19 protein-coding genes, 2 tRNA genes, 1 pseudogene and 1 other annotated feature are annotated in these 25,908 nt (G+C 67.8%); of the genes and pseudogenes, 5 read left to right on the forward strand and 17 right to left on the reverse strand.

Annotated elements, in window-relative coordinates; all coding sequences use genetic code 11:
• Positions 1-27 precede the first annotated feature (27 nt).
• Positions 28-867 carry an NAD(P)-dependent oxidoreductase gene (locus QE360_RS07530; protein ID WP_309700482.1) on the forward strand — a complete coding sequence of 280 codons (840 nt, stop codon included), beginning with the start codon at positions 28-30 and terminating at the stop codon, positions 865-867.
• Here the strand turns inward: QE360_RS07530 and QE360_RS07535 are convergent.
• The 6 genes from QE360_RS07535 to QE360_RS07560 all read right to left on the reverse strand — a co-directional run bounded on the left by QE360_RS07535 (position 777) and on the right by QE360_RS07560 (position 8,432).
• Entirely contained in the window at positions 777-1,697 is a 921-nt protein-coding gene (locus tag QE360_RS07535) for an EamA family transporter (protein WP_309700484.1), read from the reverse strand. The two genes, QE360_RS07530 and QE360_RS07535, sit on opposite strands and share 91 nt — an antisense overlap.
• Positions 1,694-2,695: a beta-eliminating lyase-related protein gene (locus tag QE360_RS07540; protein WP_309700486.1), complete on the reverse strand. Its 1,002-nt coding sequence runs from the start codon at positions 2,693-2,695 to the stop codon at positions 1,694-1,696. The genes QE360_RS07535 and QE360_RS07540 overlap by 4 nt, the downstream gene beginning before the upstream one ends.
• Positions 2,696-2,754: 59 nt before the next feature.
• Positions 2,755-4,236: a SulP family inorganic anion transporter gene (locus tag QE360_RS07545; RefSeq protein ID WP_309700488.1), complete on the reverse strand. Its 1,482-nt coding sequence runs from the start codon at positions 4,234-4,236 to the stop codon at positions 2,755-2,757.
• 73 nt (positions 4,237-4,309) lie between these two features.
• Positions 4,310-4,365: a sequence feature (sul1 is cis-regulatory element that is thought to sense ions involved in sulfur or methionine metabolism; They are found in Alphaproteobacteria), on the reverse strand.
• A 413-nt stretch (positions 4,366-4,778) separates the two neighbouring features.
• On the reverse strand, positions 4,779-6,890 hold the full coding sequence (locus QE360_RS07550) for a transglycosylase domain-containing protein (RefSeq protein WP_309700489.1): 2,112 nt from the start codon (positions 6,888-6,890) through the stop codon (positions 4,779-4,781).
• Between the two features lie 73 nt (positions 6,891-6,963).
• Positions 6,964-8,256: a dicarboxylate/amino acid:cation symporter gene (locus tag QE360_RS07555; RefSeq protein ID WP_309700491.1), complete on the reverse strand. Its 1,293-nt coding sequence runs from the start codon at positions 8,254-8,256 to the stop codon at positions 6,964-6,966.
• Positions 8,257-8,357: 101 nt separating this feature from the next.
• Positions 8,358-8,432 (reverse strand) — tRNA-Thr (locus tag QE360_RS07560).
• 85 nt (positions 8,433-8,517) lie between these two features.
• On the opposite strand from QE360_RS07560, the gene QE360_RS07565 reads away from it, so the two are divergent.
• Complete coding sequence (locus tag QE360_RS07565; protein ID WP_309700493.1) at positions 8,518-8,658, forward strand: hypothetical protein; 141 nt, start codon at positions 8,518-8,520, stop codon at positions 8,656-8,658.
• 83 nt (positions 8,659-8,741) lie between these two features.
• Here QE360_RS07565 and QE360_RS07570 read toward each other — a convergent pair whose 3' ends face one another.
• The 8 genes from QE360_RS07570 to QE360_RS07605 form a co-directional block, all read right to left on the reverse strand.
• Positions 8,742-9,509, reverse strand: a complete 768-nt coding sequence (locus QE360_RS07570; RefSeq protein WP_309700495.1) for an outer membrane beta-barrel protein — start codon at positions 9,507-9,509, stop codon at positions 8,742-8,744.
• Positions 9,510-9,756: 247 nt separating this feature from the next.
• Positions 9,757-10,347 (reverse strand): DUF333 domain-containing protein, encoded by a 591-nt coding sequence (locus tag QE360_RS07575; RefSeq protein ID WP_309700497.1) that lies wholly within the window; start codon positions 10,345-10,347, stop codon positions 9,757-9,759.
• A gap of 185 nt (positions 10,348-10,532) precedes the next feature.
• Positions 10,533-12,953 (reverse strand): TonB-dependent receptor plug domain-containing protein, encoded by a 2,421-nt coding sequence (locus QE360_RS07580; protein ID WP_309700499.1) that lies wholly within the window; start codon positions 12,951-12,953, stop codon positions 10,533-10,535.
• Complete coding sequence (locus QE360_RS07585; RefSeq protein ID WP_309700501.1) at positions 12,950-13,891, reverse strand: FecR domain-containing protein; 942 nt, start codon at positions 13,889-13,891, stop codon at positions 12,950-12,952. Before QE360_RS07585 ends, QE360_RS07580 begins: the two co-directional genes overlap by 4 nt.
• A gap of 37 nt (positions 13,892-13,928) precedes the next feature.
• Entirely contained in the window at positions 13,929-14,579 is a 651-nt protein-coding gene (locus QE360_RS07590; RefSeq protein WP_309700503.1) for an RNA polymerase sigma factor, read from the reverse strand.
• A gap of 16 nt (positions 14,580-14,595) precedes the next feature.
• Positions 14,596-14,991, reverse strand: a complete 396-nt coding sequence (locus QE360_RS07595) for a DUF333 domain-containing protein (RefSeq protein ID WP_309700505.1) — start codon at positions 14,989-14,991, stop codon at positions 14,596-14,598.
• Positions 14,992-15,309: 318 nt separating this feature from the next.
• Positions 15,310-16,242, reverse strand: coding sequence for a VacJ family lipoprotein (locus QE360_RS07600; RefSeq protein WP_309700508.1), 933 nt, complete (start codon positions 16,240-16,242; stop codon positions 15,310-15,312).
• Entirely contained in the window at positions 16,239-16,361 is a 123-nt protein-coding gene (locus QE360_RS07605) for a hypothetical protein (protein ID WP_309700510.1), read from the reverse strand. Before QE360_RS07605 ends, QE360_RS07600 begins: the two co-directional genes overlap by 4 nt.
• 320 nt (positions 16,362-16,681) lie before the next feature.
• On the opposite strand from QE360_RS07605, the gene QE360_RS07610 reads away from it, so the two are divergent.
• Complete coding sequence (locus QE360_RS07610; protein ID WP_309700513.1) at positions 16,682-18,886, forward strand: TonB-dependent siderophore receptor; 2,205 nt, start codon at positions 16,682-16,684, stop codon at positions 18,884-18,886.
• Here the strand turns inward: QE360_RS07610 and QE360_RS07615 are convergent.
• From QE360_RS07615 to QE360_RS07620, 3 genes and pseudogenes are all read right to left on the reverse strand, one after another.
• Positions 18,883-19,159: pseudogene (locus tag QE360_RS07615) on the reverse strand (IS481 family transposase); the annotation flags it as partial. The gene QE360_RS07610 and the pseudogene QE360_RS07615 overlap by 4 nt on opposite strands.
• Before the next feature lie 380 nt (positions 19,160-19,539).
• Positions 19,540-19,794, reverse strand: a complete 255-nt coding sequence (locus tag QE360_RS19130) for a DUF6538 domain-containing protein (protein ID WP_405052674.1) — start codon at positions 19,792-19,794, stop codon at positions 19,540-19,542.
• Between the two features lie 26 nt (positions 19,795-19,820).
• Positions 19,821-19,896 (reverse strand) — tRNA-Thr (locus QE360_RS07620).
• Between the two features lie 144 nt (positions 19,897-20,040).
• Between QE360_RS07620 and QE360_RS07625 the strand changes: the two genes are divergently transcribed.
• Positions 20,041-20,847, forward strand: coding sequence for a hypothetical protein (locus QE360_RS07625; RefSeq protein WP_309700515.1), 807 nt, complete (start codon positions 20,041-20,043; stop codon positions 20,845-20,847).
• A gap of 92 nt (positions 20,848-20,939) precedes the next feature.
• Positions 20,940-25,541, forward strand: coding sequence for an NAD-glutamate dehydrogenase domain-containing protein (locus QE360_RS07630; protein WP_309700517.1), 4,602 nt, complete (start codon positions 20,940-20,942; stop codon positions 25,539-25,541).
• Positions 25,542-25,908 lie beyond the last annotated feature (367 nt).

Here is a 25,908-nt window from a genome sequence, read left to right on the forward strand (position 1 = left end):
ACTTCGCTCAGTGCGAACGGAGGTAGGGTGAGCAAGCTATTCGTCTTCGGCATGGGCTATGCCGCCGGTCATCTGGCCGCGCTGCTGGAAGGGCGCGGCTGGTCCGTTTCGGGCACCACCCGCGACGGACGCGGCGGCACGCTCCGCTTCGACGACCGGGAGTACGTGGAGGCGGAGATCGCCGCCGCCACGCATATCCTGTCCTCCGTCCCACCCGAGGGCGAGCATGATCCGGTGCTGGTCGCTTATGGCGCGCACCTCGTGAAATCGGACGCCTGGATCGGCTATCTGTCCTCGACCGGCGTGTATGGCGACACCGGCGGCGCGTGGGTGGACGAGACCGCACCGATCGGCTCGGGCCGCCGCGCGGCGCGGGCGGTGGCGGATGCGGACTGGCAGGCGCTGGGCGCGCGGGTGTTTCGCCTGCCCGGCATCTATGGCCCCGGCCGCTCGCCGATCGACCGGGTTCGCGGCGGTCGGGCGCACCGCGTCGGGCTGGCGGGACAGGTGTTCAGCCGGGTGCATATCGCCGATATCGTATCGGGCGTGATCGCCGGGTTCGACGGCCCGGCGGGGGCCTATAACCTGGCCGACGATTTCCCCTGCGACCAGGATGCCGTCGTCTCCTATGCCGCCACGCTTGCGGGGATGCCGCCGCCGCCGCTGGTCCCGCTGGAGAGCCTGTCGGCGGCGGCGCGGGGCTTCTATGCCGAGAACCGGCGGGTGGCCAATGGCAAGGCGAAGCGGGTGCTGGGCTGGCGGCCCCGCTATCCCGATTACCGGTTGGGCCTGCGGGCCTTGAGCGCCATGACCAGCCCGGCGGCCGTCACCGCCGCCCCCGCACCCGCCAGCAGCGACCAGCGATAGCCCTCGAACACCGTCGACAGGCTCATCGCGATCACCGGCACGATGACGCTGGAATAGGCCGCCTTGGCCGGGCCGATCGCGCGCAGCACGCGGTAATAGAGCGGAAAGGCCAGCGCCGAGGCGAACAGCCCCAGATAGAGGATGCCCAGCACATAGCCGGCGCGCATCTCGAACACCGGCGGGCCGTTCAGGCTATAGGCGATGATCGCATCCAGCGCCGCGCCCGTCAGCATCGCGATGCTGAGCGTCGCATGCATCGGGAAACGCTTGGCGGTGTTGGTCGCCTGCATGACATTGGCGGTCGACGCCGACAGGATCGCGATGATGGTCAGCGCGATGCCGGTCAGCGCGCGCGCGGGTCCCGCCGGATCGACCCGCGCCTCGTGCACGAACAGCAGCGCCGCCCCCGCCATCGCTATGCCGGAGCCGACCAGCAACTGCCGCCCCATGCGCTGCCCCAGGAAGAGGCGCGCAAAGCCCGCATTGGGGATCAGCAGCATCGCGAACACGACCGCGACCAGCCCGGAGGTGATATAGGCTTCCGCCCGGTAGACGAAGTTGAAGTTCAGGACGAACTGGAACACTCCGATCCCCGCGGCGAACAGCCAGCCGGTGGTGCCCAGCCGAAAACTCTCCCGCCGGGCGAGCGCGAAGGCGCCCATGGCGAGCCCGCCGACGAGGAAGCGATAGCTGACCGACCAGGTCGCGGGGACGACCGAAATCTGGTCGCGGATCACCAGCCAGGTCGATCCCCAGATCAGCGTGACGATGGCGAAGGGGATCAGGACGGCGGCGCGGGTCGAGCGGGGGGCCGTGTCGAACTCGCTCATAGCCGGGCGATCGCGTCGGCGAGGCGAACGGCCGCCTGCGCATCGGTGTCCCAGGCGGTGACGAGGCGAATCTCACCCTCCGCCCAGTCGTAAAAGTCGAACCCCTGCGCGCGCAGGCTCGCGGCCTCTTCGGGCGTGACGCGCAGGAAGACCTCGTTCGCCTCGACCGGGTGGACCAGCCGCTCGCCCGCCGCGCCGCCCAGCCGCTCGGCACAGGCATTGGCCAGCGCGCCATTGGCGATCCACAGGTCGTTCTCGACCATCGCCAGGACCTGCGCCGCCAGATAGCGGCCCTTGGACATCAACAGCCCGGCACGCTTGCGGCGGCGGCGGGTGGCATCGGCAAGGCCGGGCTTGAAGAAGACCAGCGCCTCGGCGCTCATCGCGCCGTTCTTGACGAAGCCGAAGGACAGGGCCTCCACCCCCGACTGCCAGGTCAGCGCGGCGGGCGTGCAGCCCAGCCGTGCGACCGCATTGGCGAAGCGCGCGCCGTCCATGTGGAAGCCGAGGCCTCGCTGCTGGGCCAGCGCACCGATCGCGGCGACCTCGTCGGGGTTGTAGACGCGGCCATATTCGGTCGCGTTGGTGATCGAGACGGCGTGCGGCTGGACCCGGTGGACGTCGTCGGCGATGGCATCGATCACGGTCCGGATCGTGTCGGGGGTCAGCTTGGCCCCCTCGCCATCGGCCAGCATCAGCTTGGCGCCGTGGGTGTAGAATTCGGGCGCGCCGCCCTCGTCATTCTGGATGTGCGAGTCGCGGTGGCAGACGACGCCGCCATGCGGCGGGCAGAGCGCGGCCAGCGCCAGGCAATTGGCAGCGGTGCCGGTGGGCACCCACAGGACCTCGACCTGCGTGCCGAACAGTTCGGACAATCGGCCGTCCAGCGCCTTCGACCAGCGGTCGCCGTCATAGGCGGTGTCCAACTGGTCGGCGCTGGCGATGGCCTCCATCACCTTGGGATGGATACGGGCGGCGTTGTCCGAGAAAAAGCGCATGGGACAGGCGTTTGGGGGAGGCGGACCCATGCGTCAACACCGCTCCCCCCGGCCGGGCGTCAGTGCGGCGCGATGCCCAGTTCGACGCCCGTCTTGTCGTGCAGCGCGAAGCGGTCGACCAGGTCGGCGCTCGCCTGGTTATAGCCGATCACCTCGACCCCGGCTCCGTCGCGCCGCAGCCGCGCGACGATCTTGTCGAGCGCGCCGACCCCCGAAATGTCCCAGAAATGCGCCGCCGACACGTCGATCACGACCGTCCGGCCCGGCTCTGCTCGAAAGGCGCGGGTGAAGCGGTCGACAGAGGCGAAGAAGATCTGCCCCGTCACCCGGTAGCGCACGGTGCCCGCATCCTCGATCCGCTCGACCGCGAACAGGCGGCGGACCTTGCCCGCGAAGAAGATGCCCGACAGCAGCACGCCCGCCAGCACCCCCTGCGCCAGATCGCGGGTCGCCACGACCACCGCCACCGTGACCAGCATGACGACCGAGGAGGTCGGCGGGTGGCGGCGCAGGTTGGGGATCGAGTTCCAGCTGAACGTGCCGATCGACACCATGATCATCACCGCGACCAGCGCGGGCATCGGAATCCGCCCCACGACCGGGCCGAGCCCGGCCAGCAGGACCAGCAGCACCACACCGGCGGTCAGCGTCGACAGCCGCTTGCGCCCGCCCGAGGTGACGTTGATGACCGACTGGCCGATCATCGCACAGCCGCCCATGCCGCCGACCAGCGCGGCGGCGATGTTCGCCCCGCCCTGGCCCATGCATTCGCGGCGCTTGTCGCTGTCGCTGTCGGTCATGTCGTCGACGATCTGCGCGGTCAGCAGCGATTCGAGCAGGCCGACCGCCGCCATGGTCAGCGAATAGGGCAGGATGATCCGCAACGTCTCGAAGGTCAGCGGCACGTTGGGGAGGGCGAGGCTGGGCAAGCCTTCGGGCAGGCGGCCCATGTCGCCGACGGTGCGCACCGGCAGGCCCATGGCGATGCTGATCCCGGCCAGCACCAGGATCGCGACCAGCGGCGAGGGCATCGCCTTGGTCACGCGCGGCAAGAGGTAGATAATGGCGAGCCCGCCCGCGACCATCGCATAGCTGTGCCAGGTCACCCCGGTCAGTTGCGGCAGCTGCGCCATGAAGATCAGGATGGCGAGCGCGTTGACGAAGCCGGTGATGACCGAGCGCGAGACGAACTGCATCACCAGGTCGAGGCGCAGGACACCGGCGGCAATCTGGATCAGCCCCATCAGGATGGTCGCGGCGAACAGGTAATCGACACCGTGGTCGCGGACCAGCGGCGTGACCACGACCGCGACGGCGGCGGTCGCGGCGGAGATCATCGCGGGCCGCCCGCCGAGGAAGGAGATGACGATCGCGATCGCGACCGAGGCATAGAGGCCGACGCGCGGATCGACGCCCGATATGATCGAAAAGCCGATCGCCTCGGGAATCAGCGCGAGCGCGACGACCAGCCCGGCAAGCACGTCGCGACGCGCCTCGCCGAGGCTCGAGAACCAGGGGGTTCGGTAGTTTGTAACAGTCATGGGAAAACCAGGATCAGGCGCATGGCAAGGCCGCTCGGCGGTTCGCGAGCGGGAAGGGAAAAGCCATGCTGTCTGTTGTCCGGCGGATCGGCGGCCGGAATAGCCACCCGGAATTTCACCGGGTCCTTGCGAATGACGCCGCGTTTAACGGGCAAGGGGCGGGCAGGGCAAGCCCTCATGTCCCTTTCCCTCGGTAACTCCCGTATCCGCCTGTCGGGATTAAACGCCTTGGGGCGGACCGACATTGCGCCTTCTTCCCCTCTCCCCTCTGCGAGGGGCGAGGGAAGGAGGCCCTGAATGTCGATCCGCCTCACATTCTATGAGCACCATCCCGGCGAAGGCCGGGATCCAGTCGGGGTGGCGTTGGTAGGCCGCGACGACTGCTCGGCAACTGGACCCCGGCCTTCGCCGGGGTGGTGGTTACCGGACGTCGCAAGCGAAGCGCTGCGATCAAACGCCGAGCCATTCCTCGTCGCGCCGTCGCGGCTTCGCGTGAACCATCTCCCGTTCGCGCGAAGCCCCTCCCGCCGGAAGAGCCCCCGTTACTCCTCGCCCTCGCCATCGCGCTCGTCGGGCGGGCGGCGGTCCTCGGGGGGCGGGCCGGCGCGGTCGGGGCGGCGGCGGCCGGGGCCGACGGTGATCGATCCGTCCTCACCGGTGCGCAGGTCCAGCCCCATGCCCTGGATGATGTCCCCGACCGGGTCGCCCTCGATCGGTAGGGTTTCCTCTTCCATGCCGTTGGCGATCGCGTCGGGATCGACCTCCTGCTCGACCACCGGGGCCGCGACCGGCGGAATGTCCAGCGCCGACTGCATGAAGGCGCGCCAGATCCGCGCGGGCACGCCGCCGCCCGACAGGCCGGGGTTGGGCGTGTTGTCGTCATTGCCGACCCACACGCCCACCACCAGGTCGCGCGCGAAGCCGATGAACAGCGCGTCGCGCGAATCCTGCGTCGTGCCGGTCTTGCCATAGGCATCGACGGTCAGCAGCGCCTGCCGCCCCGTCCCCGTCTTGATCGAGGAGGACAGCAGGTCGAGCATCCCGTCATGCACGGCGGACGAGAAGCCCGTCTTGCGGTTGGTCAGCGCCTGATACCAGCCCTTGTCCTTCACATCGCCCAGGCCGCGCGCGACGACCGGATAGCTTTCATTGGCGACGGCGGCATAGGCGGCGGTCAGCTCCAGCAGGCTGACGGTGGAGGTGCCCAGGCCGATCGTCGCCTCGTTGGCGATCGGCGTGGTGATGCCCAGGTCGCGCGCCGCCTTGATCACCGCCTTCACGCCCACCGCCTGGGTCAGCCGCGCGGCGGCGACGTTCGACGAGCGGGCAAAGGCCTGGCGCAGCGTGATCTTGCCCAGATAGCGCCCGTCGCTGTTGCGCGGCTTCCAGCCCGCAATGTCGACCGGCTCGTCCTCGATGGTCGAGTCCGGGGTCATGCCCGAACGCAGCGCCGCCAGATAGACGAACAGCTTGAACGCCGAGCCTGGCTGGCGCCGCGCCTGGGTGGCGCGGTTGAAGGGGCTCTTGGAATAGTCCTTGCCGCCGACCATCGCGACGACGCGGCCATCGGGGCGCATCGCGACCAGCGCGACCTGCGCCTGGTTGAGCCCGGCGCTGCGCACCGTCCGCTCGGCGATCCGCTGGAGCCGGGGGTTGAGCGTCGTCTGGACGGTCGCCTCGGTCTTGATTTCGCCCGCCTGGTCGCGCGCCTCGGGCAGCACCCAGTCGGCGAAATAGGTGCCCGAGGGCAGCGTCTCGGGCCGCGAGGCGAGCACGCGCTGCGGCTGGACCGCGTCGGCCTCGCGCTTGGTCAGGAAGCCCGCATCCTCCATCGCCGCGACGACCACCGCCTGGCGCGCGCGCGCGCCCTTCAGATTGGTGGTGGGGGCCAGGCGCGAGGGCGCCTTGACCAGCCCGGCCAGCATCGCCGCCTGGCCGATGTTCAGCCGGTCCGGCGTTCGCCCGAAATAATGTTTCGAGGCGGCGGTGATGCCGTACACATTGTCGCCGAAATAGACGTTGGACAGATAGCGCGACAGGATCTCGTCCTTGGTCAGCCACGCCTCCAGCCAGAAGGCGATCATCGCCTCGCGGATCTTGCGGCCCGCCGTCCGGTCGGAATCGAGAAAGGCGTTCTTGGCCAGCTGCTGCGTGATGGTCGATCCGCCCTCGCGCACGCCGCCCGATCCGACATTGTGCCACATCGCGCGCAGGATGCCGCGCGGATCGATGCCCCAGTGCGAGTAGAAGCGCCGGTCCTCGATCGCCATGAACGCCTCGCGCACATGGGCGGGCAGCTTGGCCGCGTCGACCGGCGCACCGATGATCGCGCCGCGCCGTGCGATCGGGGTGCCGTCATCGGCGGTCAGCGTGATCGACGGCGGCGTCGGCGGCTGGAGCGAGCGCGACAGCGGTGCGGTGACCGCCAGCCAGATGATCGCCAGCACCAGCAGGATGATGCCCACCCCCGTACCGCGCACGATCCACCGGCCCCAATGGATGCGGCGGCGCGGGCGTTCGGCGGGCGCCTCGTCCTCGTCGGTGCCGAAGGACCAGCTCTGGGTCTCGGCATCGTAGAGCGGATAGTTGGGCCCCACCGGCTCATAGGGGCGATTGATGGGCGTACGGTCGGGATTGAAAGGGTCGGGGCGCATCACAGGGTTCCGGCGGTCTGCCACTCGCGTGTATTACTTTGCCAGAACACCGCGCGCAAGCTCATGGCGCAGTTTACCCCGTTTGCGGCACCTCCGGCAAGCGGTCTGCGGGGGGCGTCTGTTCGATCAGGCCCGCACGGTGCGCGACGATCGTCGGGACCAGCGCCTGGCCCGCCACGTTGATCGCGGTCCGCCCCATGTCGAGGATCGGGTCGATCGCCAGCAGCAGCCCCGCACCCTCCAGCGGCAGGCCCAGGGTCGACAGGGTCAGGGTCAGCATCACGACCGCGCCGGTCAGCCCGGCGGTCGCCGCCGAACCCAGCACCGAGACGAGCACGATCAGCACATAATCGCCGACATGCAGCGGCAGGCCGTAATATTGCGCGACGAACAGCGCCGATATGGCGGGATAGATGGCCGCGCAGCCGTCCATCTTGGTCGTCGCGGCAAAGGGCACCGCAAAGGCCGAATAGGCGCGCGGCACGCCCAGCCGCCGCTCCACCGCATCCTCGGTCACGGGCAGGGTGGCGATCGACGAGCGCGAGACGAAGCCCAGCTGGATCGCGGGCCAGGCGGCGGCGAAGAATCGCTTCGGCGACAGCCCGTTGGCCAGCAGCAGCAGCGGATAGACGACGAACAGGACGAGGCCGAGCCCGATATAGACCGCCAGCGCGAAGCTGCCGAGCGCGGAGAGCGACTGCCAGCCATAGCGGACGATGGCATTGCCCAGCAGCGCGCCCGACCCGATCGGGGTCAGCCGGATCACCCAGGACAGGATGCGCCGGAAGATGGCGAGCGCCGAGGCGTTGAACGACAGGAAGCTCTCGCCCTTGTCGCCGACCCGCACCGCCGCGACGCCGATCGCGACCGCCATGACGATGATCTGGAGGATGTTGAACGACAGCCCGGTCTTGAGCGCGCCGCCATCGCCCGCGCTGGTCGAGGCGGACAGGCCCAGGATGTTGGACGGGATCAGCCCGCGCAGGAAGTCGAGCCACGAGCCCGCCGTGTCGGGCCGCACCGCGCTGCCCGCCGCGACTCCGGCATGCAGGCCGGGTTGCAGGACGGTGCCCAGCGTCAGCCCGATGGTGACCGCGATCAGCGCGGTGATCGCGAACCAGATGAAGGTGGCGGCGACCAGCCGCGCAGCATTGTTCAGGTCGCGCAAAGCGGCGATCGAGGCGACGATGGCGGTGAAGACCAGGGGGACGACCAGCACCTTGAGCAGCTGGACGAAGCTCTCGCCGATGATCCGCAACGCCTCGGCCAGTCCGGCGACATTCTGCGCGCGCGCGAACAGCCCGAGCAGCAGCCCGACGGCCATGCCGACGAAGACCTGGGCTCCAAAGGAAAAACGAAATTTCATTGGGTCATAGCTAGCGAAGCCGCGAAACGATCCCAACCAAGTTTTGCGATGGGTCCCAAAAGCTGGGGGATCGCCCCGGCCCGGTCACGGGCGGGGGAAAATGGTGCTGCCGGTGAGGATTGAACTCACGACCTCAGCCTTACCAAGGATGCGCTCTACCACTGAGCTACGGCAGCACTCGCGTTTCACCGCGGGAAGCGCGCCTAGAGACGATCCGGCGGGCGTTGTCAAGCGGCCGTTTGCCGGAATATGCATTTTGTCATGACAAAAGACGAACGCGCGGAACGGCTGGCGGCGCAGCTGCGGGAAAATCTGAAACGTCGCAAGGCCCAGGCCAGGGGGCTGGACGCCCCCGCCGCCGCGCCGCGCGAGACGCCGCCGGAGGAGCGGGGTGCCGACTGACGGGGCGCGGGCCCGCCATGCCAAAAAAAGGCGCCGTCCCGGCCAGAGCAGGGACGGCGCCTTCGCATTGGGTCGGCGTGCGATCAGAACTTCTGGCGCAGGCCGATCATGAGCGAGGTCGACGAGCTCTTCAGCTTATAGTCGGTGGTCGAGCGGCTGAGATCCTGATCGAGCGTCACGCCCTTCATCCGCAGGCCCGACGTCTTCGCATAGCGGCCGAGCACTTCGATCGACGTCATCGGCGCCACGTCATAGCTGACGCCCGCGTCCAGGTGCCAGCGGAAGCCCCAGTCGGTGCCGACGATGTCCGCGCTCGGCTTCAGCGTGCCGGGATTGGCGCTGCGCGCTTCGCGATAGGCCGAATATTTGACGCGCGAAGCGCCGATGCCGCCGCCGACGAACGGCTTGAGGGGGCCGTCCTGGATCAGGTCGACATAGGCCGAGACGCCGAGGTCGAACGACTTGGCACGGCCGCCTGCGACATAATTCTTGTCGCCCAGGGCCTTGGGATTGACGCTGGCGGTGTCGTAACCCGCCGTGCCTTCCAGGCGGAACCCGCCAAAGTCGTAACCCAGGCCCAGTTCGCCGGTGAAGCCGGAATTGTTGTCGATATTCTTGGGCAGCGTCGGCGCCGTCTTCGACACGGTCTGGCCCTTGGCCAGCACCCGGTTGGTCTTGACGTCCGAGTCGACCTGCACGCCGGCGCGGGCGACGGCATAGGGGCCGGGTTCGGACTGCTGCGCGGCCGCGGGGGCAACGGCGACGATGGTGGCAATCATGCTGACGGCCAGGGCCGTCGAATACCGGTACGCACCGAGACGAGCGGCCGCGAACGTGCTAACCAGGGTCATGGAAAATCGTCCTTCGAAATGAAACTTGTTTCGAGTGGGCTGCACCAGTCTGCGTCCCCCTACACTCGCAAGACGACACCATTTCCAATATGCCTTGGGTCCCCGGAAAAATTTTTTGGAAAAACTTGGGCGGGGGAATTTTGTGCTTGGTCGTTTCTGTCGTGATCCCGCCCATGACGCAACGAAAACGGCCGCGCGTCGAAACGCGCGGCCGCTATTCATAAAGGCTCCTGGCGAGCCTGACCGATTACTGCTCGCGATACAGGCGCCATTCCTCCACGACGCGTCCGTTCGGCAGATGGCAATAGCCCGTCGTGCCGCCCGGCCCCTCGCGCATTTCCAGGCGTCCCTTCTGCTTCAGGCAGTAACCCGATGCCGGATTGGCGAGACCGACGCGATCGCGGCGGGCCGGGGCGGGCTTGCCCTCGTCGCGCCGGTACAGCGCCCAGGCATCGACCGTCTTGCCATTGGGCAGGCGGCACAGCCCCACATCGCCCTGCGGCGTGTGGCGGTCGATGTTGGTGCCGCCGATCTTGTCGCAATAGACCGATGCGGGATTGGCCATGGACGCGTCGTTGCGCGGCTTCGGGGCGGGGGGACGCTTCTGGCTTTCGCGGAACAGCTTCCACTCTTCCACGGTCCGGCCGTTGGGCAACCGGCAATAGCCGATCTCGCCCGATGGCGTCTTGCGCGAGAATGAGGTTCCCTTGATCGAGACGCAATATTCCGAGGCAGGGTTGGCGATGCCTTGCCTATTGGCCTGCGCCTGGGCGGGAGTCGCAAGCATCGCCGCGCCCGCGGACACCAGGCTGGTCATCAGAAATACTTTGAGCTTCATATATTTGTCCTTCACAACGAAGCCGGGAATTTTCCCGTCATGGAGATTGTCATTCCGAAGACGGGTTATTCCTTACTCCGTATTGCCGGTAGCTGAATGAACCGCTCGCCGGTATTCGACGGTCGGCTTTCGAGGCCGGGCAATGGGATGACGGAGCGGTACGGCCGATACCGTAAAAACAATCGTCAGAAAGCGGCGTCCAGCCCGATGCGGAAGGTCCGGGGGCGCAGCGGCGTGACCTGTCCCTTGCCGGTAAAGAAGGGGGTTCCCAGCGCGAAGCGGTTGCCGCGCGTATCGGTCAGGTTCGTGACGCCCGCCGTCAGGCCGAAGCGATCCCATCCCAGCCGGGCGGTGAGGCCGCTGTCGAGGAAATTGCCCTGCTCCTCACCCAGCTCGGGTCCGACCCCGAGCCGCGAGGTGCCCACATAGCGGGCCCAGCCATCGACCTTCAGCCGCGTGCGATCGGATAGCGCGGCGTCATAGGACAGCCCGATGCGCGCGGTGACGTTGGCGATGTTCGGAATGGGCCCCAGCCGCGCCGTCACGCCCCCTCCAGCGCCAGCGCCTGCGCCTGTGCTCGCCACGTCGTCGGTCGTAGACGATTTCGGGGTGCGTTCGTTGATGCTGCTGTCGTTGAGCGAGAGCGCGGTGTCGACCCGCAGCCCCTTCGCCACCCGCGCGGAGGCGGTCGTCTCCACCGTCCAGATGTCGCCATTGCCCACATTGGCGGTGGACAAAAGGCCGCCCGCATCGACGAAGTCGGCCTGGATATTGCGCCAGTCGGTATGGGCGACCGTGAGGGAGAAGGCGAATGGGCTTCGCCCGGCGTGACCCAGGCGATAGCCCGCCTCGATCGTCGCGACATGGTCGCTGTTGAAGCGGCGGACATAGCCGTCGAAGATCGTCAACCCGCCGGGCCGAAACCCCTGCTGATAGCGCAGGAACATCGCGGCATCGGCCCCCACGTCCAGCAGGGCCGAGGCGGAAGGCAACAAGGAAAGCTTCCGTCGCGAGGCCAGCGTCGCCCCTACCTCGGGCCCGCTCTGCACCAGCGTGTCCTCGGCCGCCCCCGTCAGCACCGATCGGTTCACGCGCAGGCCGCCCGTCACCAAAAGGCTCTTCGTCCATCGCGCGCTCGCCTCGCCATAGGCGGTGGCATCCTGCGCCGCGTTCGACACGCCGGGAAGCTGCTGGCGGTCGCCGAGCGACAGGAAGGCGCGCGACAGCCGCGAGCGATTGTCGGTATAGCTCAGGCCCAGCAGCCATCCCGATCCGTCGGCATGCGTGACCCAGCCGCGCGTCTCGTTGGCGAACATGCGCGTCCGGTTGGTCTGGAGGAAGACCGTCGGGTCGTCGCCCGCCACCGTCGCGTCGTAACGTTCGGTCAGGTCATGCGCGGTGATGCCGGTCGAGGAACTGAACCGCACCTCTCCGATCCGGCCGTTCAGTACGAACTGGCCCTGGCGGAAGTCGCTTCCGAACCCCTCGACGACCTTGGTGTTGCGGGTCAGGGGGGCGCCGTTCCAATCCGCATATTGGCTGTCGGCCCCGCGGATACGCTGGCCGATCCCGATCAGTTCGGCGCTCCAATGGTCGGCGATCTTCAGGTGCACGGTGCCGCGCCCGCCCGCGATGCGCGTGGTGTTGACATTGTGGCGACCGAGCAGCGGCTTGTCGATGTAGCCGCCTTCCTCGACCGCCGTGGCGACCAGCCTGATGCCCAGCCGATCCGTCACGATCGGCAGATTGAGCACCCCCTGCGCGTCATATCCCGGCGCGCCATGCTTGGTGGCGGAGGCGCCCACCGCGACCGATCCGCCGGTGCGGTCCAGCTCGACGGGATTGGGAACCAGCCGGATCAGGCCGCCGAGCGAACCGGCGCCGTATAGCGTGCCCTGCGGCCCGGCCAGCACCTCGACCGCCGCCAGATCGGCCAGCCGGAGATCGGGGTCGGGGGAATTATAGCCCAGGCGCAGGTCGCCGAAATACTGGCCGACGGTCGCCTGGGTGGGGCCGGTGAAGCTGGAATCGGCGATGCCGCGTATGAACAGCTTGTTGCGCCCGGCCCCCAGATAGGTCGACGCCAGGGTCGACAGGCGAGAGGTCAGCCGCTCGGTCCCTCCGGCGCCGCCGAATTCCAGATCCCGCCCGGAAATCCGCATGATCTGGCCCGCGACATGATCGAGGGGCAGGTCGCGCTTGCTGGCCACCACGACGATATCGGGCGTGGGCGGGGCGGGAGGCGCGGGTGCCGGGGCGGGCGGGCGGGGGCTGGGCGGGGGCGTGCGGTGCCCCGCTGCGCGGCCCGGCACCAGCCGGAAGAGCGCGGCATCGATCGGCTCGACCGCGCCGCCGCAGCGCGCGGCGATCAGGCGCAGCGCGGCGAGCACGGTCATCCGTCCGCGCAGCGCGGGCACCGGCTTTCCCCATAGCCGCGCATCGGTCACCACGACGCTGACGCCGCCCAGCCGCCCCAGCGCCAGCACCTGGCTGCTGACGCTGCCGGCGGGCAGATCGATCGCCAGCGTCGGCGCGGCGGCGGCGGCAGACGTCGCGGTCGCGGTCGTCAACAGCCCGACCGCGACCCACCCGGCGGCCGGCCTCACCGATCGCCGCCCAGCACCCAGGTCTGGCCGTCCGTGCGGACATTCACCGCCAGCAGGCGACCCAGCAGCGCCGGATCGTCGTTCAGCGAGCGGAGATCGACCGTGCCGCTGAACAGCCGATCCGCGACGGAGGCGTCGGCGCGCACGGCATGGCCCATCTGACGGCTGAGATCGCGGGCGACGTCGGACAGGGATGCGCCGTCGAACGTCACCCGCCCTTCGCGCCAGCCCCCGACATCCTCGGCGCGCTCGCGACGGAAGGAGCGGCCGCCCGTCACCACCACCGCCTGACCGGGATCGAGCCGAAGCCCCGCGCCCTTCGGATCAATCATCACCGCGCCCTCCGCCACCGCGACGCGCGTCCGCTGCGGATCGCGCTTCACGTCGAAGACGGTGCCCAGATCGACCATCGTCGTCTCCCCGGCCGTCACCCGGAAGGGATGCGCCGCGTCATGCCGGACCCGGAACAGAATCTCGCCACGATCCGCGACCGCCACCCGTGCGTTCGCGCGGTCCAGCGTCACGCGCGAGCCGCCCGCCATGATGATCTGGCTGCCATCGGCCAGCGCGATCGCGCGCTGCTCGCCGGGGCGGGTTTCCACCGCATAGGGTTGCGACCGGCCGTTCCAGACCGAGGTGCCGACGACCACGGCCAGCATCGCGGCGACGGCCCCGCCGCCCCAGCGCCAATAGCCACGCCGCGCCGCGCCTGCATCATTGGCGGCGACCGGCACGGCCTGGACGGTGGCGGACTGGACGGGCAGGGCCGCGACGCGGTCGCGTGCCTCGGCAATGGCCACCGTCGCATCGTCATACCGGTCCGGGTTCAGCGGATCGGCCTCCAGCCACGCGGTCAGCCCGTCCCAATCGTCGAAATCGGGATCGGCGGCACGGATGGCCCAATCCAGTGCATGGTCCTCGACCTTCCTGCCGGTCATCGTGCCTTGTCCTCGATCGCGATGGCGTGGGTGATGCTCATCGCAGGTCTTCCTTCAATTCGATCAATGCGCGGGTGGCGATCCGCAGATCCGCCTCCACCGTGCTGAGGCTGACGCCGAGTTCGGTCGCGATCTGTCGTTGCGACACGCCGTCTATCCGGGCGCGGCGGAAGATCGTTTCCCGACGCGCGCCCAGCTTTGCGAGCACCGCCGCCACCCTGGTCACTTCCTGCTGCGCGCCGATCACCCGCTCGCCCGCCGGTTCGCCCGAGGTTTCGCCGTCGCTGCTCAGGTCGTACCAGTCCTGGTCGCGGCGCTCCGCCTGGCGGCGCGCCCGATAGCGGTCGATCATCAACGTATCGGCGGCGCGAAACAGATAGGACATGGGATTGGCGATCGGTCCCGGCGAAAGTGTTGAAATCTTTAGCCAAAGATCATTCACCAGGTCTTCGGCGGAATCGCCCGCACCGCGCGCGACCAGGAACCGGACAAGTTTGTCGCGGTTGGCCAGATAGACTGCTTCGAGCCCGCTTGATGACATCGGCACCGACATGATGGGAGTGAATCGTATCGAACTCCTTAGTGACGGATCGTTGAAAAAGGAATTCGCCGCCGTCACCCGCCGCGGAGGCATGCGGGCGGGCGGCGGGGCGTGATCCCCTGCACGGCAAAAGTCCTGCCGCAGCATCGCGGCCCCATGGCGGTTACCGGCCACGGTACAGCGCCCATTCCTCGACCACCGCGCCGTTCGGCAAATGGCAATAGCCCGTCTGGCCGTCCGGCGCGTCCACCGTCTCCAGCGTGCCGCCCAGTTCCTCGCAATAGGCGCTGGCGGGGTTGGACATGACCGCGATACCTGGCCGTGGCCGGGGGAAATGTTGCTCGTCGATGGCGGGGCGATTTGGCTGGCGGCAATAGGGCGTGCCGTCGACAAGGATGCTGACCCCGCCGGTACGGAGGCACGCCCCGGTCTCGGGCGCCTGCACGCTCACCTGCGGAAAGGCTTCCGCGCTGGTCAGGATCAGCGCCGGTACGCCCACGCATATCAGCAATCCCGTCGCGACATAGGCCAGTCGATCCATCACATACCCGTCCTTCATCCGCCTGCCCCTGATCCGCCTGCCCCTGATCCGCACGCGGGCTTTTCACGCTGCCTTCACTCAGCAGACGGAGCGAAAGGGGCATTGCCTTTGAATCGCGACGGCGAGGTCCGTCACCCGTTCCAGGTCCAACCCTGTCCATGCGCGGTGTTCGGGATCAGCGTCGCCGAGAGGAGGAGGGAGGTCAGGCAAAAAGCGAGCAGTCGCATCGGTCGTCCTATGATCCAGCCGCCCGGAACGGGGCGGCATGCCGGGTGGGACAGGGGCGGGGCGGGGGCTCCGCGATCCTGCGCTTCGAAGGCAGCGGGGCAGGGGCGATCATCCCGCATGGCTGGCCTTTCGGCGCGGGCAGGCAGGGAGGGGGGCGGATGGATCGACCTGGCCATAGGGCGTTTCCTCCACCACGGCATCCGGGTCGCCCAACCCCTTCAATCGCCGCACCCGCGCCTCGCGCTGGTCGAGATAGCGATCCCGTCGGGCGGCATAGGGATCGGGCTGTTCGCTGATCTCGCGCAACTCTTCATCCATCTCGACGCGGCGATCGAGCGTCCGCACGACGTTGCTGATGACGATATAGGCGCGGTTGCGGAACGGCCCCCCGATCGCGACCGGCGAGGCGATGCCATCGACCGCACCGCCGACGAGATCGCGCAAGGTGGTCGGCCCGAGCAGGGGCAGGAACAGGAATGGCCCCTGTTTGACGCCATAAAAGCCCAGCGTGTCCGAAAAGCCGTTGGGGCGGCGCGGAAGACGGAAGGGGCACCGGCGCGCCATGTCGACCACTCCTGCCAGCCCGATCGTCGAGTTGATCGCGAAGCGACCCACCGTCTCCGCCGCCTTGCCGAACTTGAACTGAAGGAGGAAGTTCACGAAGGCGACCGGCTCGCGCAGATTGGCGAAGAAGTTGCGCAGCCCGGTGCGGACCGGCCGTGGCGCCGCCTGCTCATAGACATGGGCGGCGGGCTCCAGGATGGCGTCGTCCACCTTCTCGGACAGCGCGAAGGCGGCGGCGTTCACCGCGCGCAGCGGATCGCTCGCGCGGTGTCGGCTTGCGGTCACCACGATCTCCTCCGCCTCGCCGGCGTCGCCGTCCGGGGCGGCAGCGGCAGCGGCGGCGGCTTCGGGCGGGGCGAAGGCATGGACATCCTCGATCGCGATCGAGGCCATCTCGAAATCCGGCGGCAGGGGCACCGATCGCTGCACGGGCAGCGACGGGGTCGCCAGTATCGCGACCAGCGACAATGCGATCAACGGCCCTCTCCCTGGCTGTGAACACCCGGACCGGCATGGGCGCCGCGCACCGGGATGGCGCTCGCGGACCCCGACACGCAAAGGGCGCCGGTCGCCAGCGTCAGGGCAGGAAGCGTCATGGGTCAGGTCCTTCGCATCGACGAAGCGCACGATCACCTCCGTCATCACAGGGACGGAGTCGGCGCCGGACCACCTTATATCCGAACGAGCGTATACGGCTGGTTTCGGTGAGCGGGCGAAAGGGGCATGGTCGCTTCGCGTTACGGGACGACGTGGCGCGAGTGGGCGGCCGCGATGACGGGGATGCTGCACAACGACGCCGATCCGCCATGCGCTGCTTGCCCGGGAGGGTAACATGGGGATCCCGAGGCGCAGACATGCCGAACTTGAATCGAAGACACCTCCTTGCTAATGCGAACCGGTATCAAGGGGTGATGAAATGGATTTTGCTGCGCACGCGCCGGTTATGTGGTGCCGGTTCATATTGGGCTCTCTGCTGGCGAGCGTGGCAATTCCTTCGATCGCGGTGGCACAATCAGCGCAGTCCCCACGCGCACAGCGGGGTGAGCAGGAAAGCCGTGCGACCAGCGACGATCAGTCGAAGGACCGCGACGATATCACCGTTATCGGCCGCTACACCACCAACGACCGGCTTGATTCTGCGACCGGGCTCGGCCTCACCATCCAGGAGACGCCGCAGTCCGTGACGGTGGTGACGTCCCAACGACTCGACGACCAGCAGCTCCGCAGCCTGACCGATGTCGCCAACAATGCCGCCGGCCTTTCCGCCAAGGCGTTCGACAGTTCGCGCAACGTCTTCGCGGCGCGCGGTTTCGACATCGAGAACTACCAGATCGACGGGATGCCGCTTCAATATATGGCGGCCTATAGCGCGGGCGAGTCCGAACTGGACCTGTCCATCTACGATCGTATCGAGATCGTGCGCGGCGCCACCGGGCTTTTGACCGGGGCCGGAAATCCGTCCGCCTCGATCAATCTCATTCGCAAGCACGCCACCAGCGACCATCTGACGGGTTCGTTCATGGCATCGGCCGGGCGCTGGAACGATTATCTCGTGCAAGCCGATGTCAGCAGTCCGGTAACCCGCGACGGCAGCGTTCGCGTTCGCGGCGTTGCCCGGTTTCAGGATTCCGACTCCTATGTCGATCTGCTCGGCAACCGGAAGATCGTGCTCTACGGGGTGGTGGACGCGGACCTTTCGCCATCGACGCGGCTCAGTGCGGGCGCCAGCTACCAAGCCAACAGCCCCCGCGCGACGCTGTGGGGCGGGCTCCCGACATGGTATGCGGACGGCAGCCGGACCGACTGGCCGCGGTCGAAGACCATCGGTGCCGACTGGACGCGTTGGGATTCGAAGCAGCGCACCGCCTTTGTGAACCTGGAGCAGGATTTCGGGCGCGACTGGACGCTCCGTCTCTATGGGAACTACAGCAAGAACAGCGGCGATATGCGGCTCCTCTACCTGTACGGCCAACCGGATCGCACCACCGGTCTTGGCCTCGTGCCGATCCCGGCACGATATGACAGCCGGTTGTCGCAGCTGGACCTGACGGCTCGCCTGACCGGTACGTTCGAACTGTTCGGGCGCCGCCATAACGTGATCGCCGGGGCGAGCTACGCCAGGCAGAAGCTGGGTTTCTTTGGATACGATAGCAGCAACGAAGCGCCGGCGGGCGACTTCAATATATGGGACGGCTCCTACCCCGAGCCGACATGGGGTGCGCGCTCGCAACTGGTCGATGTCAGCACCCGGCAATGGGGCTATTTCGCGGCGACCCGCTTGTCGCTCGCCGATCCGCTCAAGGTCATTCTGGGCGCGCGCCTCGCCTCATGGGAGCGGAAGGGCGTATCCTATGGCACGGTCGCCGACTATGGCAACCGGAACGAGTTCATTCCCTATGCCGGTATCCTCTATGACGTGACGCCCAATCACACCGTCTATGTCAGCTACACGAAGATATTCCAGCCGCAGGATGCCCAGGACCGCAAGGGCGGCTATCTTCCGGCGGTCACCGGGGTCAATTACGAAGTCGGCCTGAAGAGCAGCTTCTTCGGCGGACGGCTAAAGACCGCCTTGTCGGTATTCCGGGTGGAGCAGGACAATCTGGCGCAGATCGATCCCGGCCACTTGATACCCGGCACGATCAACCAGGCCTATTATGCCGCAAAGGGCGCGCGAAGCACCGGTTTCGAGGCCGAAGCCAATGGCGAGATCAGGCCGGGTTGGGCGGTCAGCGTGAACTATACCCAGTTCAAGGTGCGCGACCAAAACGATAATAGGGTCAACAGCAACTATCCCGATCGCTTGTTGCGCCTTTTCACCACTTATGAGCTGCGTGACGGCGGCTTGAAGGGCCTCACGATCGGCGGGGGTGTCAACTGGGAGGGGGCGAGTTACACCGATACGACCAATCCCGTCACCCGCAATGCCGAGCGATTGCGGATCGACAGCTATGCACTCGTCAATCTCATGGCGCGGTATCCGGTGACGGACAGGTTGTCCGTGCAGGTCAACGCCGACAATATCTTTGACAAGAAGTACTATTCGCAGATCGGCTTCTACAATCAATTGGCCTATGGCCGCCCGGCCGACGTGAAGGCCACGCTACGTTACGCTTTCTAGGTGTTCAGTCCCGGCATCTGGTGGATCGGATTGACGATGAACCGATCTGGCTCTGATATTCAGGCCTTGGCGGTGTATTGGTAAGGTGTGAGCCCGCTGAATGTCTTGAGCCGGCGGGCGAAATTACAGGCGGCTATGAAGCGGCAAGGCGTGTCCGCAGTTGGTCGTGGCTGTCGTAGTGGAAGCGTTGACGGTCGCCTCCTTGATGGTCCGGTTCATCCGCTCGACTTGTCCGCTGGTCGACGGATGGTCCGGTTTGTTGAGCCGGTGCTCGCAACCATCGCCTCTTCAGCCTCGGACAAGGTCGCAGAATGAGGGGCCTTCAGCCCGGTTTTTAGATACTCGACGTTTGCCCTCTTCCGCCACTTCGCGACCGTCTTCGGGCTGATCCCCAACTCACGGCTCGGCGTCGCGAGCGAAGCTTGGCGCGCTGTATTGCTGATCGGACGGCGCGCGTGGTCTTGGCGCTCCCGTGATGGACCTGTCCCATACGGCCTCCTTCCATGCCAAACGAAAGGATCGCACCAACAAACCATGGGATCAAACACCTAATAGAAACATTGTCGGGCGCTTCGGTAGCAGCTTGGTATCTATGGGGCTGGTCGATGCGACAGGAGCGCCAAAGGGCTTTGGTGGGTCCCGGGCGGATGCGTTCAAGATATCCACTTCCATCGCCTATCAAGGGCGATCAGACAGGCGGGTATGAGCCTCTTGGCCTCGTTACGGTCATTTGCGCCCGGCAACCGAACCCATTCGCGTTTTCCACCGAACCGCTGCCTTTGGGCTAGCGGGATCGAACGCCGGAAGTAATAGGTCCCGCCATCACGCTTGAGCAGGTACGCGCTCATCCTTGCCTCGCTACGATTGTAGCAGACAGCCGTTGCAAGCAATGATTTTTGTGAAACCATAAGCTTTTTCAAAAGCTTATGGGAGATGGTGCCGCTTACAGGACTCGAACCTGTGACCCCCGCATTACGAATGCGATGCTCTACCAGCTGAGCTAAAGCGGCCCTTCATCGGTCGAACCGGCTGGTGTCCGGTCGAGGTGGCGGCGCTTAACAGGTCTGTTGGGGGCTGGCAAGCGGCTTTGGCATCTTTACATGTCGTTAACGATAACGGCGCCATGACTGGACTGGATAGCGAGGATGACAGTCATGACCACCGGGCCGGATCTGAACGAGGCTCTCCCCGTCGACACGAGCGGGGTGGGAGAGGCTGACGACGTGCTGTTCGCGCTGGGCGGGGTGGAGCGGCGGTTGCATGCGCGCGCCTATCACCATTGGGCCTCGCTGCTGGGCGACGCGCCCTATCCGCCGATCGCCGCGCTCGATCCCGAGGCGATCGCCGATTTCGCGGGCAATTCGGTGCTGCTGGATTTTCGGGGGCGGTCGGGCGATCCGGCGATCGCCTATATCGGCCAGGCCTTGCGCGGGGAGGGCGATCTCGACGGGCGGCCCGGAACGCTTGCGGATCTGCCGCAGGGGTCGCTCCTGGCGCGGATGGTCGGGCATTATGGCCAGATCCTGAGCACCAAGGCGCCCGCCGGGTTCGAGGCGGAGTTCGTCAACGCGCGCGGCCGCACCACGCTGTACCGTGCGATCCTGCTGCCTTATTCGTCTGACGGCCGGACGATCGACTTCATCCACGGCGTCGTCAGCTGGAAGGAGCTGGCCGATCCGTTGTTGCAGGCGACGCTCGATTCCGCGCTGCTCGATTCGATGGCGCAGGCGGAGCCGCCCGCGACGGGTGGGGCATTGTGGGACGAGGCGCCCGAGCCGCCCGTGCGTCGCGCGCGCGCCGATTCCGCGCCGCTGGGCCATGTCGCGTTCGACACCGGCGCGGCGGTCGGAAGCCCGGTCGTCCTGGTCGGGCGGGTGACGCAGGGCGGCCGGATCGCCGTCCTGGGATCTGTCGTCGATGACGAGCGGCTGGCCGACAGGGTATTGCGCGCCTCGCAATGAAAATTGCGCTGCGGCGCAACATCTTTTCTCTGTCGGCAAAGGGTTGAGCGGCGCGAAGCCCAAGCCTAGGACTTGCACCCATGGCACCGAATATGTCGCATCCGATGGCCGACGCGATTGCCGCACGGCTGACCCAGGGCGCCCTTCCGGCGGAATTGCAGGGGTTCGGCCCCGCGGAGGTGGCTGCCGCGGCGGCCTTCGTCGCGGGGGTGGCCCAGCAGCGGTCGCCGGGAGAGCCGTCGATCGCGCTGGAGCCGATGTCGGGCGACGACACGCACCGCCGGATGCGGCTGGCCATCGTCAATGACGACATGCCCTTCCTGGTCGATTCGATCGCGGCGATGGTCGGCGCGGACGGAATCGCGATCGACCGGGTGATCCACCCCGTCCTGCCCGTGACCCGCGATGCCGAGGGCGAGCTTCAGGCGATCGGCACTGGCGGCCGGTCCGAATCCTTCATCTATCTGGAAATGGAACGCGCCGATGCGCGCGACCGGCGCGGGCTGGTCGACGATCTGCGCGCCGTGCTGGCCGATGTCCGTGCCGCCGTGGTGGACTGGTCGGGGTTGCAGGACGCGCTGGCCGCCGATGCGACCACGCTGGGCGAGAAGAATGGCGAGGGGGCCGCGCTGCTGCTGTGGTTCCTGGGCGGCAAGCTGACGCTGCTGGGCCATGAGAAATGGTTCGAGGACGGCCGCGACGCACCCGCGCTGGGCGTGGCGCGGACGCCGCACAAGGTGCCGCTGCTCGCCGACACCTCGCGTCAGCGGGCGCTGGACTATTTCGTCGAGGGCGGCGCGGCGCCGTTGCTGCTCAAGTCCAATGCGATCTCGACCGTGCATCGGTCGGTGCCGCTTGACCTGGTGCTGGTGCCGGTGATGGAGGAGGGCCGCGTCGTCGGCCTGTCGATCCATGCGGGTCTGTGGACCAGCGCCGCGCTCGCCAGCCCGCCGCATGAGGTGCCGGTGCTGCGCACGCGGCTCGCCGCGCTCCAGGCCAAGTTCGGCTTCGACCCGCGCGGCCATACCGGCAAGGCGCTGACCCATGCGCTGACCGCGTTGCCGCATGATCTGGTCACCGCCTTCCCGGCCGAGGCGCTGGAGCAGCTGGCGCTGACCGCCATGTCGCTGGCCGACCGGCCGCGGCCCGAGCTGGTGCTGATCCGGTCGGTGTTGCAGCGGCACCTGTTCGCCTTCGTCTGGTTGCCGCGCGACGAGCTGACCACCGCGCGGCGCGTCGCGATCGGCGACATGCTGGGCGAGGCGGCCAATGGCTCGCTGCTCAACTGGTCGATCGCGCTGGAGGACGGCGTCGTTGCGTTGATCCGCTATACGATCGACCTGCGCCAGGACGGTCGCCTGCCCGACACGGCGGCGCTGTCCGAGCGGCTGCGCAAGATGGTGCGCGGCTGGATGCCCGATGTCGAGGCGGCGCTGGCCGAGCAGGTGCCCGCCCCGCGCGCGGCGCGCCTCGCCCTGCGCTGGGCCAATGGCTTCCCGACCAATTACCGCAATGTCAGCGACGCGGCCGAAGCCGCCGCCGACATTCTGCGCCTGTCGTCGCTGGAGAATGAGGGGAGCCGCTCGGTGCGCCTGTTCCCGGTCCAGCCGGGGCAGGATCGCCAGCTGAAGATCTACAAGCTGAACGGCGCGCTGCCCTTGTCGGACGCGGTGCCGGTGCTGGAAAATTTCGGCTTCCGCGTGATCGGCGAGCTGCCGACCCGGCTGCGCGACGATGCCGATCCCTTCGTCCACGACTTCATCGTCGAGACCGAGGCGACCACCGAGCCCAAGGGCGCGGCGGTGCTGGAGGGGGCGATCGCCGCCGTGCTGGAGGGCAAGGCGGAGAATGACGCGTTCAACCGGCTGATCGTCGATGTCGGCCTCAGCCCGCAGGCGGTGGTGCTGTTCCGCGCCTGGTTCCGCTATCTGCGCCAGGCGGGGCTGCCTTATGGGCTGACCACCGTGGTCGACGCGCTGCGCCGGGCGCCGAAACTGGCGACCGCGCTGATCGAGCGGTTCACGGCGGCGCATGATCCGAAGGCGACCGGCGACCTCGCCGCCGCCGATGCCGCGATCGCGGCGGGGCTGGATGCCGTGTCGGCGATCGACGACGACCGTATCCTGCGCAGCTTCCGCGACATGATCGCGGCGACCCTGCGTACCAACGCCTTTGCCGAGGCGGGCAAGGAGGCGCTGGCGTTCAAGCTGGACAGCCACAGGATTCCGGGCCTGCCCGCGCCGCTGCCCTGGCGTGAGGTGTGGGTCTATAGCCCCCGCGTCGAGGGCATCCACCTGCGCGCCGGTCCGGTGGCGCGTGGCGGCTTGCGCTGGTCGGATCGCCGCGACGACTTCCGCACCGAGATTCTGGGGTTGATGAAGGCGCAGCGGGTGAAGAACGCGGTCATCGTGCCCACGGGTGCGAAGGGCGGTTTCTACCCGAAGCAGCTGCCGTCGCCCGTCACCGACCGTGACGGCTGGGCGGCCGAGGGCAAGGAAAGCTACCGCGTGTTCATCCGCGCGCTGCTGTCGATCACCGACAATATCGTCGAGGGCGCGGTGGTGCACCCGGCGGGCGTGCGCGTGCTGGACGGCGAGGACCCCTATTTCGTCGTCGCCGCCGACAAGGGCACCGCGACCTTCTCCGACGTGGCCAATGCGCTGGCGCTGGAGCGCGGCTTCTGGCTGGGCGACGCCTTCGCCTCCGGGGGCAGCCAGGGTTACGACCACAAGGCGATGGGCATCACCGCCAAGGGCGCCTGGGTCTCGGTCCAGCGCCACTTCGCCGAGCGGGGCGTGGACGTGCAGACCCAGCCCATCCGCGTCGTCGGCTGCGGCGACATGTCGGGGGACGTGTTCGGCAACGGGATGCTGTTGTCCAAGGCGATCAAGCTGGTCGCCGCGTTCGACCATCGCCACATCTTCCTCGACCCCAATCCCGATCCCGCGACCAGCTGGGACGAACGCGCACGCATGTTCGCGCTCCCCCGGTCGAGCTGGGCGGATTACGACACGGGCCTGATCTCGGCGGGCGGCGGCGTCTTCCCGCGTTCGGCCAAGACCATCCCGCTGTCGGACGAAGTGCGCGAGGCACTGGGCATCACCGCCACGTCGCTGGAACCGGCGGCGCTGATCTCGGCGATCCTGAAAGCCCCGGCCGACCTGCTCTGGTTCGGTGGCATCGGGACCTACATCAAGGCGGCGGCGGAGAATAACGTCCAGGTCGGCGACCCGGCCAACGACCGGCTGCGCGTCGATGCCGAGGATCTGCGCGTCACCGCGATCGGCGAGGGCGCCAATCTGGGCGTCACCCAAGCCGCGCGCATCGCCTTTGCTGAGCGGGGAGGGCGGATCAACACCGACTTCATCGACAATTCGGCGGGCGTCGATTGCTCGGATAACGAGGTCAACATCAAGATCGCGCTGAACCGCGAGATGATCGAGGGCCGTCTGGCGGAGGACGAGCGCAACAGGTTGCTCGCCGCGATGACCGATGACGTGGCGCATATCGTGCTGGAGGATAACCGGCTCCAGACGCTCGGCCTGTCGATCGCCGAGGCGGACGGTGCGGGCGCGATGCCCAGCTATGTCCGCGTCATCGAGATTTTCGAGAGCGCCGGACGGCTCGACCGCGCGGTCGAGGGGCTGGGCAGCAACGACGTGCTGCTGCGGCGCGGGCAGGACGGCATTCCGCTGACCCGGCCCGAACTGGCGGTGCTGCTGGCGACGGCGAAGCTGACCCTGCAGGACGCGATCGAGACCAGCCCGCTGGCGCTGGACGACGAACTGCGCCCCGATCTGCATGCGGCCTTCCCGCCCGCGATGCGCGAAGCGTTCGGCGAGGCGATCGACCAGCATCGCCTGCGCGGCGAGATCGTCGCGACCAAGCTCGCCAACCGCATCGTCAACCGGATGGGCATCCTCCACCCGTTCGAACTGGCGGAGGAGGAAGGCGCGGCGATGGCCGACATCGCGGCGATGTTCGTCGTGGTCGAGCGGCTGTTCGACTTGGACGGCCTGTGGACCGCGATCGAGACGGCGGCGATGCCCGAAGCCGCCCGCATCGCGCTGTTCGACGAGGTGGCGCGCGCCACGCGGTCGCAGATCGCCGACCTGCTGCGCGCGATGCCGGCGGGCACCGCGCCGGGTGCTGCGCTGGAGCGATTGCAGCCGGGGATCGAGCGGCTGGCGGCCGAAACGCCCGCGCTGCTGCGTGACGAGGCCAAGGCGCAGAGCGCGCGGGTCGTTGCCGTGCTCGAAGAGGCGGGGGCTCCGGCCGAACTCGCGGCGCGGGTGGTGCGGGTGTCCGAACTCGACGGTGCGGTGGGGCTGGCCGATCTGGGCCAGCGGCTGTCGCTGGACGAGACGCGGTTGACCCATGCCTTTACCCGTCTGGGCCAGGCGCTGGGGCTCGACTGGGCACAGGGGCAAGCGGCGCGGATCAACCCCAGCGATCCGTGGGAACGCCTGCTGATCGCAGGGCTGGCGCGCGATTTCCAGCAGCAGCGGCTCGACTTCCTCGGCCGGGCGGGCGCGACCGACCCCGAAGCGGCGGTCGAAGCCTGGCTGGAGCGCAATGCGGCGCGTGTGGGTCAGTTCAAGGCGGTGATCGACCGGGCCCGCCTGGCGGCCCAACCCAACGCCGCGATGCTGGCCCAGATCGCGGGCCAGGCGCGGGTCCTGCTGGGGCGGTAAGGGGAGGGGAATACCTGTTCACCGGCGGAGGCCGGGGCCCAGTTCCTTTGCCGCGTGAGGCGCGCAAAACGCCGCGTGGGAGGCCTCTCCCGCGCGGCGTTATTGTTCACGCGAAGCCGCGAAGGCGCGAAGAAGACTGGTTCGCGCGGAGACGCGGAGACGCGGAGAAGAAGTTTTATTCGCGCAGAGGCGCAGAGGACGCAGAGAGGTTTGGAACAGGATGACATTGACTTGAAACGGCGTAAGCTCCTCCCCTTCAGGGGAGGGGTTGGGGTGGGGCCTCGCCACAGGCCGCACGCTGGCGGAAGCCCCCCACCCCGTGCCCCTCCCCTGAAGGGGAGGAGTGGGTTCAACTCATGTCGTCCTG

This window comes from Sphingomonas sp. SORGH_AS_0789 (assembly GCF_031453055.1).
Taxonomy (GTDB): domain Bacteria; phylum Pseudomonadota; class Alphaproteobacteria; order Sphingomonadales; family Sphingomonadaceae; genus Sphingomonas.

Bases quoted from the DNA above. Each gene is read 5' to 3' on its own strand.
- QE360_RS07570 (WP_309700495.1), bottom strand. From the start codon at position 9,509: ATGACCCTGGTTAGCACGTTCGCGGCCGCTCGTCTCGGTGCGTACCGG.
- QE360_RS07590 (WP_309700503.1), bottom strand. From the start codon at position 14,579: ATGCTGCGGCAGGACTTTTGCCGTGCAGGGGATCACGCCCCGCCGCCC.
- QE360_RS07540 (WP_309700486.1), bottom strand. From the start codon at position 2,695: ATGCGCTTTTTCTCGGACAACGCCGCCCGTATCCATCCCAAGGTGATG.
- QE360_RS07565 (WP_309700493.1), top strand. From the start codon at position 8,518: ATGACAAAAGACGAACGCGCGGAACGGCTGGCGGCGCAGCTGCGGGAA.
- QE360_RS07605 (WP_309700510.1), bottom strand. From the start codon at position 16,361: ATGACGCTTCCTGCCCTGACGCTGGCGACCGGCGCCCTTTGCGTGTCG.
- QE360_RS07610 (WP_309700513.1), top strand. From the start codon at position 16,682: ATGGATTTTGCTGCGCACGCGCCGGTTATGTGGTGCCGGTTCATATTG.
- QE360_RS07555 (WP_309700491.1), bottom strand. From the start codon at position 8,256: ATGAAATTTCGTTTTTCCTTTGGAGCCCAGGTCTTCGTCGGCATGGCC.
- QE360_RS07630 (WP_309700517.1), top strand. From the start codon at position 20,940: ATGTCGCATCCGATGGCCGACGCGATTGCCGCACGGCTGACCCAGGGC.
- QE360_RS07545 (WP_309700488.1), bottom strand. From the start codon at position 4,236: ATGACTGTTACAAACTACCGAACCCCCTGGTTCTCGAGCCTCGGCGAG.
- QE360_RS07585 (WP_309700501.1), bottom strand. From the start codon at position 13,891: ATGACCGGCAGGAAGGTCGAGGACCATGCACTGGATTGGGCCATCCGT.
- QE360_RS07595 (WP_309700505.1), bottom strand. From the start codon at position 14,991: ATGAAGGACGGGTATGTGATGGATCGACTGGCCTATGTCGCGACGGGA.
- QE360_RS07550 (WP_309700489.1), bottom strand. From the start codon at position 6,890: ATGCGCCCCGACCCTTTCAATCCCGACCGTACGCCCATCAATCGCCCC.
- QE360_RS19130 (WP_405052674.1), bottom strand. From the start codon at position 19,794: ATGGTTTCACAAAAATCATTGCTTGCAACGGCTGTCTGCTACAATCGT.
- QE360_RS07535 (WP_309700484.1), bottom strand. From the start codon at position 1,697: ATGAGCGAGTTCGACACGGCCCCCCGCTCGACCCGCGCCGCCGTCCTG.
- QE360_RS07575 (WP_309700497.1), bottom strand. From the start codon at position 10,347: ATGAAGCTCAAAGTATTTCTGATGACCAGCCTGGTGTCCGCGGGCGCG.
- QE360_RS07625 (WP_309700515.1), top strand. From the start codon at position 20,041: ATGACCACCGGGCCGGATCTGAACGAGGCTCTCCCCGTCGACACGAGC.